Annotated in this window: 7 protein-coding genes; 2 read left to right on the forward strand and 5 right to left on the reverse strand. The window is 65.4% G+C overall.

Annotated features, from left to right (window positions below):
• Positions 1-249 precede the first annotated feature (249 nt).
• From ABFE16_12685 to ABFE16_12705, 5 genes are all read right to left on the reverse strand, one after another.
• Positions 250-1,110 (reverse strand): AraC family transcriptional regulator, encoded by an 861-nt coding sequence (locus ABFE16_12685; GenBank protein ID MEN6346147.1) that lies wholly within the window; start codon positions 1,108-1,110, stop codon positions 250-252.
• A 31-nt stretch (positions 1,111-1,141) separates the two neighbouring features.
• The gene (locus ABFE16_12690; GenBank protein MEN6346148.1) at positions 1,142-2,371 is read right to left on the reverse strand and encodes a lactate racemase domain-containing protein; all 1,230 of its coding nucleotides are present in this window, start codon (positions 2,369-2,371) and stop codon (positions 1,142-1,144) included.
• Positions 2,368-3,681: a hypothetical protein gene (locus ABFE16_12695; protein ID MEN6346149.1), complete on the reverse strand. Its 1,314-nt coding sequence runs from the start codon at positions 3,679-3,681 to the stop codon at positions 2,368-2,370. Before ABFE16_12695 ends, ABFE16_12690 begins: the two co-directional genes overlap by 4 nt.
• A gap of 92 nt (positions 3,682-3,773) precedes the next feature.
• Positions 3,774-4,964, reverse strand: a complete 1,191-nt coding sequence (locus ABFE16_12700; GenBank protein ID MEN6346150.1) for a glycosyl hydrolase family 28 protein — start codon at positions 4,962-4,964, stop codon at positions 3,774-3,776.
• 161 nt (positions 4,965-5,125) lie between these two features.
• A complete protein-coding gene (locus ABFE16_12705) occupies positions 5,126-6,214 on the reverse strand; it encodes a Gfo/Idh/MocA family oxidoreductase (protein ID MEN6346151.1) in 1,089 nt (362 codons plus the stop codon).
• 179 nt (positions 6,215-6,393) lie between these two features.
• Here ABFE16_12705 and ABFE16_12710 point away from each other — a divergent pair, with 179 nt between their 5' ends.
• On the forward strand, positions 6,394-8,145 hold the full coding sequence (locus tag ABFE16_12710; GenBank protein ID MEN6346152.1) for a hypothetical protein: 1,752 nt from the start codon (positions 6,394-6,396) through the stop codon (positions 8,143-8,145).
• Positions 8,146-8,198: 53 nt separating this feature from the next.
• On the forward strand, positions 8,199-12,356 hold the full coding sequence (locus ABFE16_12715) for an alpha-amylase family glycosyl hydrolase (protein MEN6346153.1): 4,158 nt from the start codon (positions 8,199-8,201) through the stop codon (positions 12,354-12,356).
• Positions 12,357-12,403 lie beyond the last annotated feature (47 nt).

Below are 12,403 nucleotides of genomic sequence, written 5' to 3' on the forward strand. Positions count from 1 at the left end.
GTCTGCGGCTGTATGGCGCAGGGATGGGCCTCCGGCGAGAAGAGCGAGAAGCGGTCGATCGGCGCAACGCCGACCAGATCGACGCCCATGCCCTTTGCGATATCCTTGAACTCCTGAGTTGTCATGCGACTGTCCTCCCAAGCTGAGAGTATCGGCATCCTCGACCCTGACAGTATAGGCAAGCACCTGTGGGTGCCGAAAGCGCAGCAGCGATAGATCTGGTGGGACAAGACGACAAGGGGCGACAGCTCAGTCGCGCTGCGGACGCGCCTGCTCACGGTAGCGTGTCGGACGCATCCCGGTGATGCGCCAGAACACCCGGCTGAAGTGGCGCGGATCGGGGAATCCGCAGCGCTCGGCGATCTCCACGGAGCTCAAGTCCGTGTGGGCAAGAAGGTCCCGGGCATGGGCGATGCGCCGGAGAGTGATGTAGCGAGCCGGTGGCACACCCACTGCCTCGGTGAAGAGCTGACGGACCCTCACCGGGCTCAGGTGCATGACCTCGGCGAGCCGGGACACGCTCCACTCGCCGCCGAGATCGGCGTCCAGGGCGGAAAGGGCATCCGTCAGGCGATCATCGACCACGGGCGCACGCCTCAGCGCATCAGACTTCTGGAGCTCGCCCAGCCAGCGATCAACCAGGATGCGTGCCCAGCCCTCAGCGCCCAGAGTCAGCGCGTTGCCATGCGCTGCCAACTGCGCGAGTAGCTGCTCCCAGGGCTCGATGAGCGCCTCCGGGTGAGGCACCCGGTGCATCCTCGGGACCTCGTAGAGACGGAAGAAGTCCATCTCGCCCCAGATGCGCATCTCGAAGCTCAGGATGTAGCGAGTGGCATCATGCTCAGAACGGTTCTCTGCCTTTGGAGACGAGCCCGACGGAAAGAGCACCAGCGTTCCGGGACCACAGTCCACGCCGCCGGCGTCGGTATGCAGATAGAGGGTGCCGTCGCTGATCAGCCACAGGACGGCATGGTCACGTCGCCCCGGTTCCAGCTCCCAGCCCGGCGGTACCGTCGGCCGCGCCGCATAGTAGAACGTAAAGGACAGCGAGCCGGCGAAGCCGACGCTGGGAAGTGGTCCGGGGTGAAAGATGCGTGGGGTCTTCGACATGATGTCCGTCCGCGCCAGAGGGCGCTCGAGGCTAGACGATCCTCGGTATCTGCAGCGGCGCAGCAGGGAGCACTGCGACCCGCGCCTGTGTGAATCGGCGCGACATATCGGCCATCAGCCGCTCCCAGTCACTGTCGCCGTACCAGGAGCGATCGGGCGGCATGAACCCGGCACCGTACTGCGGCGAGTAGAAGAAGACCGGTGCCCTCATGAGCAGTTCGTCCGTATGCGCGGGCGCCTGCAGCACAGGACGCTTCTTGTACTCGTCCAGAGGCCCGTCGTAGAGGCCGTGATAGGTGCTCGGATCAGCGAAGTCACTCAGGATCAGCGTCGGCACCTTGAACTGGCGAACCGGGTTCTGGGCCTTCGAGTACTGGGTACCGTCGCCGTCCAGCGGGTAGGCGTTGGCGATCACCAGGTCCAGCTTATCCCCGGGCATGGGCGTGTCGCCGACCTTGCGGGCGAAAGCCACGGCTCGGCGATGGGCCTTGGTCGGCTCTCCCGCGAAGAGACCGCACATCTCCTTCTGCGAGTTCACGACGACGCATAGCGAGTAGTTCAGGCCAAGCAGGGCACCGGCTTCCTCAAGGTCGCGTCGCGCCGGTGATACGCCGGGAGCAGAAGTCCACACGCCGCCCTTCAGGCGTCCGTGGTGGCAGTGGATCGTGGAGACATGAGCGATGCCGGGCACAACCATCTTGGCCCCACCACCCCAGGCGACGAGGTGGTGGGGGTAGACGGTGGACATGGACAGGATGAAGTCGGCGTCGGCGGCCGCGGCATTGACCAGCACCGGTGTGCCCTGGCTCGTTAGCCCCACATACTTGACCTTCGGGCTGTAGGCATCGTGCGACACGACCTCACCGACGCGGTCGAGAGCTGCACCCAAGCGGGCACGGGTCTCCCTGCGGTTCATGGGCCGGTGTGCGCCATTGCCAAGGACGATGGTGATCTGCTGCTTCGTAAGCCCGGCAGCCTCGAGTTCGTCGATCACAGCGAGGCACAGGGTCTCGGCCGGAGTTGGCCGCCGGAAGTCATCCACGAGAAGCACAGCCTTGCGCGCACCACGTGCCGCCTGCGAGATCGGCTCGGCACCGGCGGGCTTGGCAAGGGCCTTCGCGATGCCATCCGGGGTCAGCGCCGGGCGGTCCTGCATCGGACACACCGTCACATCCCAGCCGGCAGGAAGTGGGAGCTCTACTTCGCGGTCGTCGCGTTCTGCGCCAAGGCGCAGGCGAACCGTCTGGCTTCCACTGGTCATTTGGAGAGCTCCTCCAGACCCGCTAGGGCGGTATCGGCCCACAGCTTTCCCGTCCCCTTCGGAGCGCGCACATGGCGGCAGAGACGAGTCTCGTAGCTGCCCTCGTCCAGAGCACGATCAGTTGCCACATACCCGACGGTGCCGTTGGCGATCCCGATGTTCATCGTCTGGGCGAAGGGCGAGCGCTGCTTGATGTCCAGACCGATCTCGGTGAAGACCTCACCGGGAAGCCCAACGACCCCAAGGTCACCGATCCGCAGAGAATGGATGGGCATCGGCCACTCCTTCGGCCCCTCGGCACACAGGACGACCTCGCGGGCGTAGATCCATTCGTGATCATCCGGCTTCTCGCCGCTGGAATAGAGCACCTGGGCGGCAGCAAGCTCCTCCGCCGAAGGGCAGCGAGCGGCGAAGTTGACCTGGGTGAGCTTGGCGCCGAGAGGCACGTCGTCGGAGAAGTCCTCCTCGCGCAGGCTGCTCCAGGCACGCCAGGCTTCTGCAGCCACTACGTTCGCGACGCGCTCAATCTGATGGGTAATGGTGAGGCCCTTGCGAGCAGGCTTGGTGAAGTCGCAGTTGTTGACATCGCCGAAGGTGCCGTTAGCCAGCGGGCACACGAACTCCGACCCGGCGAAGCGATTCAGCGCCCGACCGAAGGCGGCGAAGTAGTCGGCGCAGACGACGTTGTGATTGATCTGGACGCCGACATAGTGAAGGCTCAGGTTGCCCAAAGCGGCGATGATACGCCCCTCAGGAGAGCGGAAGACCATGAGCCCGAGCTGCGGATCGGTGGGACCGGCCGGACGCAAAGCCTCCGGATTCTGGTACCCCGGATTCATACGCACGCTGCCGTCCTTCATGTGCCAGCGGCGGTTATGTACCTCGCCGGGGCACGAACCCGCGGCATGAGCGAACTGGGCAGGCTCGAGATGCGCAAGGGCCATGGAGAAGGCATCCGCAATCCGGGACACGACCCAGTCTCCGTAACCTTCCTGCGCGGGCGTGCCGAGGGACGCACGAAGGGCTGGTCCAGTGTGGGTATGGGTGCCGGCGATCAGGACGTTCTCGGGCGCAAGGTCGTGGCGCTCACTGATCAGAGCCTTGGCGGCGTTCACGAACTCGGTTGGCACGGTGATGAGGTCGCAGATCACAAAGCCAAGGGTGGTATCGCCGTTGGACAGGGCGATGGCCTTGGCATGGAGTGGATCGATGATGTCGGTAGCCTGGCGGTCGTTGAAGTAACCAAGCAGATGCGCACCCAGTCCGGGCGTGATGTCGATCTGGGCAGCTCCAGCTCTGAGCTGGGACATGGTAGCCTCCTGTAGGCTTCTGCGTAGAGCGGCGTCTCTGACAGCGGCGGCTATTCGCGAGACGAAGGTGCATCCCTCCTGCGTGTAGGCAGTTACTGCCCGACTACACGCAGGTTGCTCATCGTGACATCCCGCACATACTCAGGCCCCGGGATGACGGTCACCGGGTCACCGGCGATGTCGTAGCGCAGGACGTTGGTGATGATCGAGTCGCACAGCGAGCCCCCGATCATGATGGTGTACTGCGCACGGCTGATGACGTTGCTGATCAGGATCCGGCTGGTATCGCCCACCGGGGCGACTCCGCCGCCGTAGGCGCTGTCGCCGATCTTGACGGCCGCCCGGCAGCGCATTTCCGCAGGCGAAGTGTCGATCAGCCCGTCGAGGATAATGTCGTGCAGACGCGAGCCCGGGGTGTTGAGCAGCCTGACGATATGATGCCCACCCTTGCAGTAGCCGCGGATACTTCGGAGGGTCACGTTCCGGATGTCGTCGAGTCCCTTGCCGCGGTCCTCGCAGGAACTGACCATCGTCGAACCGAGAGCACCGGCAACACTGCCGGCACGCGGGATCGCGGTGAGGGCGATCAGGTCATCGCCGGTGTAGCCGGTGATGTTCTCGATGAGGAAGTCATGGCAGCCGAGGCGCAGATCGATTCCGTCCTGATTCAGGACCGTTCGCTGCACGCCGTCGATCGTCTTGGTGCCGGCGGAGGCGAAGCCGAGGTCCCGCAGCGTCCCGTAGGCGCAGCGCTCCAGGGAGATCGCCCAGCAGTGAGAGTCCTTCATGGTCAGGTTCTCGATGCTGAGGTTCTCGACGAAGGCCATCAGGATTCCGATGTTGCGCCAGTCTCCGGTCTGGCTTTCGGCCTTCACCCCGGCGTCGGTGCCATAGGTGCGCTCACCGAGGGTCTTGCCGCTGTCGCCGGTGGCCCGTGGGTGGTCGGCGCCCTCCAGCAGGACCTTCCCGACACCATAGATATGGATGTCCTGCAGGGGCTTGATGTCGGCGATGCCCACTCCGCAGTTCGCGCTGCGGATCATGTTGTCGCGGCAGCGGTCGGAGAGCTTAAGGTGGCAGTTGTTGAGCTCCAGCGTCGTGTCGCCGGGGAGCAGTATCGCCGAGTCCAGCAGCCAGAGGTCGCGGTCACCGTCGGCGGCATGGTTGCGACGCGGGATGATGACCCGCATGCCCGTGCCTGCGGCGGCCTGGACAGCCTGGTTGATCCGCTCCACGTCGGAACCCTGGAAGGCATTCGGAGTGATATAGGTCTGCTCTTGCATGAGAGTGGACTCCTCATCTTGTCTGGCTTCCGGTGCCGGGCGAGCCGGGCTCGGCTCCGGCCCAGCCAGCGCGAGCACTCCGCAGGCCGCCTGGAGCAAGCACCCGAAGACAAGCGCCCGGAGGCTCAGGCACCGCGGGCTGTAGCGTGTACTGTGGGCACTCATAGCCGGAACTCCGGCACTTCCACCGGGATGCCGCCCTTCTGACGCGAGACCTCCGTCATCAGGCCCGCGGCCGTCAGGTTGAGCGCGTCAACCACATCGACCGGCGGGCGAGTGTCGTCGAGGATGCAGCGAGCGAACTCCTCGAGCATCAGCGGTGCGCCGCCGTCATAGCTGTCGTTGACGGCCTCGGCCGGCAGGTTCTTCCAGCCCTCCGAGACATACTCGGAGTAGTTCCAGAGGCTCTCCCAGGTGCCCGGGGCGGTGCGTCCGTGGACGTAGATGCGGTGCTCCTCGCCTGCCGCCCGGGGTCCTTCGTAGGCGGCACCGGTGCCCTGGAGCCCGTAGTAGGTGTAGTTGTTAGGGCGGTCGGAGAAGAAGTCGAGGCGGATGCGGGCCTGTCGGCCGCTGACGGTCTCCAGAAGCACCGTGCAGGTGTCGTCGGCGAGGACCCAGGGGATATGCCGTTGCCCGGAGCCCATGCAGATGACGTTCTTCATGCGCTCGCCGAAGGCCCAGTAGATCGGCCCCAGGTCATGAGTCATGTAGTGATGACCCAGGCGCATGGCCAGCTCGGCGGTTCGCCAGTTGTAGCCCTTGTCTGGATGCAGCAAAGCGCCCTTGAGGTCCTGGAGTTGCTCGGACTCGCCGTAGTAGAGCTCGCCGAAGAGTCCTGCCTTCACCATGCCCATGACGACTGACCAGGGGCGGTACCAGCAGTAGTTCTCGGCCATCATGTACTTGAGCCCGGAGGACCGCACAGCTTCGAGCAGCTCCCAGCACTGGTCGATGCTCGTGGCCGCAGTGACCTCGGAGAGCACGTGCTTGCCCGCCTTCAGGGCCTGGACTGCGTGCTGAACGTGCAGCGGCATCGGCGAGGCAAGAACAACGGCATCGACGTCAGAATCGAGGAGCGCCTCGAAGCTGGTGAAGGTCGTGGTAACGCCCGTCTTGGCGACGGCGGCAGCCAGTCTCTCCTCGTTGGCATCGCACAGGGCGGTCAGTTCGGCGCTGGGGGCGAAACTCATTGAACGGGCCAATCCTGCACCACGACCGGCCCCGAGAACTCCGATTTTGACGCTGTCCATGGGTGAACCTCACTTATGACTGGGAGTGCATGATAGCGGGCGTCCGAGCCTTCGGACGCCCGCTCGTCTGTTCGCCCTCCTGAGTGGACTGCCCTTCCGGCCTTCTACTCAAGGTTTCGGTTCCGGTCCCGGCGAACCCTCACCTCGGGCCAACCATACACTTATCAAAAGGTGATAGCATGTCTGCCGGTAACCGCACCGCCCTGGTGATTCTCGACAGTCGCAAGCCTGCTGAACGACGCAGCGCCGACCAGACCCTTTTCGCTGCTCTCGATCACTTCGGCATCGCCTGGGAGGTCCTCGATGGTGGGGACTACATGGGGGCAATCCCGGCGTACATCGCACCCCGGGCACTGTATATCATCGCCCATGATGGGGCCGCAGAGTGGCTCAAGCCCGAGGTAGCCCAACAGATCGCAGAGGCGGTCGCCCAGGGCGCCGGGCTCGTGAGTTTCGACCGGCGCCTCGGAGAGTGGCCGAGCCCGCTGTGCGACCTGCTGCCCCGAGAGGTGGGAGTAGCGAAGGTCGGTACCTTGCGCTTCGCGGCCAGTCCCTCCTTCATCACCTCGGGACATGCGCCGGAGGAGGAGCTGGAGCTCGGTGAGGAGCTCTCGGTCGTCACCCTCCCTGCCACTGACTCCTGGCAGCCACTCGTGACGACGACGGAGGGGCAAGCCGTCATCGCCTCTGCCACGGCCGGCGAAGGCCGTGTAGTGCTCTTCGGCACCGGCGAAAAGCTCTATGCCGAAGGCGTCTACGGCCATGTGCGGGGTATCGACGGGCTGATGTGGCGTTCGCTGGTCTGGGCTGCAGCCAAGCCCTTCCCCATGCGCTGCGTCCCACCCTACATCACCGCACGCATGGACGACTGCAACGGGACCTACAATGCCTTCGACTACGTCAAGGTGATGAACCGCTTCGGTATCGGCCCGAACCTCGGGCTCTTCATCGACGAGATGGGGCCGACGGACTGGGCGGCGGCCAAGCGTCTGTACGATGCCGGTGGCGCCGACTTCTCCATGCACGCCTTCCGCGACGACTTCTACATGTCCCGCCCGAACTACAAGCCCTATGCGGTGCTGGAGGACAAGCCCGATCTCTCCGAGGGTGGCACGCAGACGCTCTTCGAGGGTCTGTCGCTGGATCACAACACCGGCCTGCCTCTCCCCATGGAGACTATCCGACGCAACTTCCAGCGCACAGATCAGGCCTTCGCGAAGGCAGGCCTTCGTCACAGCCGAGTCATCAATGCCCACTTCGGCGAGATCGCCTGGCAGGCAGTCCCCCTGTTCCTTGAGCGGGGAGCCGACATGCCCTGCAACAACTCCGCCATCGGCCAACTCTACAGCAATCAGCCGGTGTGGCGGCCCAGGCCCTATGGCATCCGAGGCGCCTCCGGTCGGCACGGGCTCACCATCGACCGCTGCCCGCAGCACCCGGGGATGACCTTCATCGCCATGTCGACCTCGCACGTCGGGAAGACACACATGGTCACCGACATCCTCAGCGGAAACGTACCCTTCATCGGCGAGTCCGAGACCCCGAAGCTCGACGCGGCCACCGAGCGCGGCATCAGCAACCTCCGACTGGGTATCGACGCACTGGCCTACGGCCTGCTGTTCACCCACGAAGAGCGCATCAACGCCATCAGCCTTGAGGACTGGGAGAAGGTCGTCACCACTATCGTCGGCAGCTTCGACGGTTGGGACGTCGAGTTCGGCGAACGCGAGACGGTCGGGATCCTCTGCAAGCGGCTGCTCGACTCGCGGCTGGTGCGTGCCGGTATGACCGAGAAGGGCCTTTACTGCGAGCTGTGCGGGCAGACGGATGGACCGTCGCCGCTGACGATCTGGAAGAACGAGGGCGACGGCTGCGTGCGCCAGGTGGTCGACATCGACCGCATCGACGGCTATGCCGCCGTGACCGTGTAGCACGTCGTGAGACCGAACCGACCGAAGTGCGTAGCTCTGGAGGCGATCTGTTCATGCAACCGGATATGATCTGTCGTGCCCTTCTGACGGCAGCCTGCCTGATGGGGCTGTGCCTGCCCGGAGGTGCGGCTACACTCAAACAGACTGATACCGCCTATGTGTTCGCCAACAATCGTCTCAGCCTGACGCTGGACAAGACTACCGGAGCCTGGACGGAGCTGCGCCTCGACGGTGCGCTGGTCGGCAAGTCCGATCCGGGCTGGCAGTCCTTCGACCTCCGGCAGGAGAGCGATTGGCTGACCGGGTCGAAGAAGGCGACGCCCAGGCTCCTCGAAGTCGTCCAGGAGGTCTCCGACGCCCTGCGGGTCAAGGTCGCACTGGGGCAATGGACCCTGGACTTCAGCTACCGCCTCGGAACACCGGAGACCTTGCTCACAAGGTCCGTCGCCCTCACCTGGACCGGGACACAGCAGACCAAGCTCAAGGGATTCTGGCTGGGCACTCCGCAGTGCCCGGCGACGCCGGACAGCTACTACTACTTTCCTGGCAGCTACCCGCCGGATCGCCGCACCGCCTCTCAGTTCGCCGCGGGACAGCAGCGCTCCACCGGCAAGAGCCTGTGCCCGCTGATTGCGCAGATCACGCCGGCGCTGTCGGCGCTGTGGATCAGCGACACGCTCACCCCGGACTCAGACCGGGGCAGCGCAGTGGTCAAGGAATCTGCGGGCAGCTTCGGGGTCACGCAGTCCTTTGACTCCCAGGGGATCGTGAAGCCGCAGACCACTCAGCGTATCGGCGATGCCTGCCTGTGGCTCCTGCCCACTGACGGCGAGCAGTGCCTATATCGGATCCACGACTGGATGCGTCTCCGGGGCCATGTGCCTCCAGCCGACCGGCCGCAGTGGTTCCGCGAGGCCATCCTGTACAGCTTCCATCCCGGCGGCACCATCGGCAGCGGCCTCAAGGACCTGGGAGGCTTTCGACCCGCGACGGCCTTCCTGGACCAGATCGCGACCCTGGGCGCCAACTCCCTCTGGATCATGCCCATCGAGGACGTGAGCCTGTACAACCCGCGCGATTACTACAAGTTCCAGGAGGGCCTGGGCACTGCCGAGGAGTACCGGACCCTGGTGAGTCGCAGCCACCAACTGGGCCTCCACGTACTACAGGACTGCGTCCCACACGGCGGCTCGAACACCTTCCCACGGGCCAAGGAGCACCCCGAGTGGCTGGCCTATGACGAGGACGGCAGCACGCTCGGCTACTGGTGCTTTGACTTCAACTGGCCCACCTGGCGCGAGTACATGGCCGGGGTAGCCAGGTACTACGTCAGCCAGTTCGGCGTGGACGGCTACCGGGTGGATGCTGTCTCGGGCAGTCGCATCCCCAACTGGAATCCGAATATCCCCTACGGTCGCGCGAGCTTCGCCCAGCTTCAGGGCGGACTGAACATGCTCCGGTCGCTGCGAGCGGCTGTGAAGGCCGAGAAGCCGGTTGAGGGAGGTCTGCTGGCGGAGACCGAGGGCAGCGTCTACGGGACCGTCAGCGATGCCGTCTATGACTTCACCGGCTGCTACACGGTGTACCACGATCTGCGCAGACTGCCGGCGCCCGACTTTGTCTCGCGGCTGCGACGCTGGCTCCACGAGCAGCAGTATGCGGAGACACCGGACCTGCTGCGTCTGCGTCACATGGAAAGCCATGACAGCCTGCGCTCAGCCCTCTGGTATGGGCTTGAGCCGCAGCATGCGCTGATGGCGCTCACCTCCTGGATTCACGGTATCCCGTTGATCTACCACGAGGCCGAGACCGGCAGCACGGCCACCTTCCGCAGGATCTTCGCGATCCGCAAGTCCCTGCCCGAACTGCAAGGCGGAGCTGCGGACTACTTCTGCATCCAGACCCCACCGGAGGTGTTCTCCTGTCTGCGCACTCAGGGCGAGGACGCCTCGGTAGTGCTCATCAACTTCTCCGGAGCTCCCGTCAAGGGCGAGGCCGTGGTTCCTGCCCAGAAGCTCCCTGACAACCTGCGCGGGCAGGCCAGGGTCCGCGACCTGTGGACCGGTGCCCTGGTGACCGGCCAGACAGCGGACGGCAGCCTGCGTCTGCCGGTGAGCTTGCAGCCCCTCCAGTTCACCGTCTGCGCCCTGCGCACGGGTGAGGCAGTTCCGGCCTTGCCCACGGAGGACTGGTGGACACCGACCCCGGCGACGACAAGTGCAGCGGCCGCTCCGGTGGCGGAGGCCGTGCAACTCAGCGGCAAGGGATACACCGGCTGGATCGACCGGAAGACGGGTCTGCTGGCACGGTTCGAGGCCTCCGGTACGCCGGTGCTGGGCGCTGCTGATCTGTTCCTTCCGGCAGACCTCGCCGGCGCACCGGCCGAGGTGACGGTGGAAGCCGCCGGATCGGTGGTCACGGCCTACCGCAAGTACCCAGAAGCGATGCTCCGGCTGACCTACAGGGTACGCGAAGACGGCCTCGAAGTGGCGGCGCAGTGGACTGGGAAGCAGGCACCCGGCGAAGGCTCGCTGGGACTGCCGGTTCCGGCTGCGACACACTGGTTCGCCTCCTCAGCCGAGGGCCTGGCCCAGGACGAGTACCACCCGCGCCACCTGACCATCGACGGCGCGACGGGCAGCATCTACCGCAAGCCCCAGGGCACGAACGTGGTCTGGGACTCCCTGCTCCATCCGCTGGGCGACCGCGACCGGTGTGGCGCAGTCGGGGCCAAGACCGGCGGCAAGGACGTCAGTGTCTCCTTCGAGGAAGCGGCGAGCCCCGCGCGGGTTGAGCTGCTGGACCACGTCGGTGACCGTCACGAGCTGACGGCGCTGATCGCCCTGAGGCGGCCTGACGTGGCGGAGGCGCCGGAGACGGAAGTGCGCTTCACGCTCTCGCCCCAGGGACCGCAACCGATTGCTCCCCAGCGTCTTCGCCCCGTGGCAGGCGGCTGGGAGTTCGAGAACGATAGCTACTACCTGCGCCTCGGACGCTCGGGGACCATCACTGAGCTTCGCACCAGGGGCGAGAACCCGCAGGTGGTCATCAGCGGCGCGGACGTCTACACCGACCGCGGCTTCACCGGCGAGAAGATGACCTACGACGCTTCGAATGATGTGGAGGCAAGTGCGTGGTTCTGCCGCGAGGACGGCGCGACGCATCTGAGATTCGAGGGGCAGGTGCGTGGCTTCGGGCGCTTCGACCTGCTCAAGCCGCCGATCGACTACGCCCTCGATTACACTCTCGGCGAGGGTCCGAGCTTCCGTCTCACCTGTGCCGTCAGGCCGCAGGCGGCTCCGATCGCCGAATCCGCCTTCCTCAGCCACCGTGCTACACTGCCCGAGGTCCGCGAGTTCACCTTCTCCAAGGGTGGCGTGGTCCTCGCCCAGGGAGATATCGGTGACGGCTCGGTTCGAGTGGGACAGACCGCTCAGCTCACGCGACCGCAGGTGCCCGACCAGATCGTCCTCAGGTCTGCAGCGGGGCCCTTGCTGCGCCTGGAGGAGCTGCAGTGTGGCGGAGCGAGGTCGATCTCCAACGTGTTCCTCCACTCCCGCAACTTCTTCCTGACCTGGTACGACGGCCCGGTAGAAGCTGCCCAGACGAAGGGCTGGAGCTACGTCTCCGCGCTCTGGACACCGGGTGCTGCAAAGTCGGTTGCTGTGCGCAAGGTGCCGACGCGACCAGACGCCGGCGAGCCAGACAGCCTGCTGCAGGATCCGGGTTTCGAGTCGGCGCTCGGAGGATCGCTAAAGTCCGTGGTGAGGGGTGAGACGCTTCCGGTCCGCGAGACGCCGACCGGCTGGAGCATCCCGTCAGGCGGACGTGCCGTCTCTTCGCCCGTACACAGTGGACGTGCCGCAGCGGAGGTCGTGAACACGAGCGGCGGGTACCTGCTGTGGCGTCAGGCCCTGCCCCTGGGCAAGCTACCGGTGGGCTCCACCTGGCGGCTCTCGGCCTGGGTCAAGGGCGAAGGGATCGTGCGAGGCGATCCCTCCTGGAAGGTGGGCTGTATCCGCTTCGGCGTGCAGACGAACCAGATGCAGTACTTCTCCTGCCCCGAGCTGCTGGGGACCTTCGACTGGAAACAGGTCTCCGTTGAGGTGACGATCCCGCAGGGAGCTGTGGGCGTCAACGCCGAGGTCGGGCTCAACGGAGCGCTCGGGAAGCTGTGGGTCGACGAGGTCAAGCTGGAGCGGGTGAAGTAGGGACGCGCCCAACTTCAGAGCACAAAAGAAGAGGCCCGGGCACGACG

It is taken from the genome of Armatimonadia bacterium (assembly GCA_039679385.1).
Classification (GTDB): Bacteria; Armatimonadota; Zipacnadia; order Zipacnadales; family JABUFB01; genus JAJFTQ01.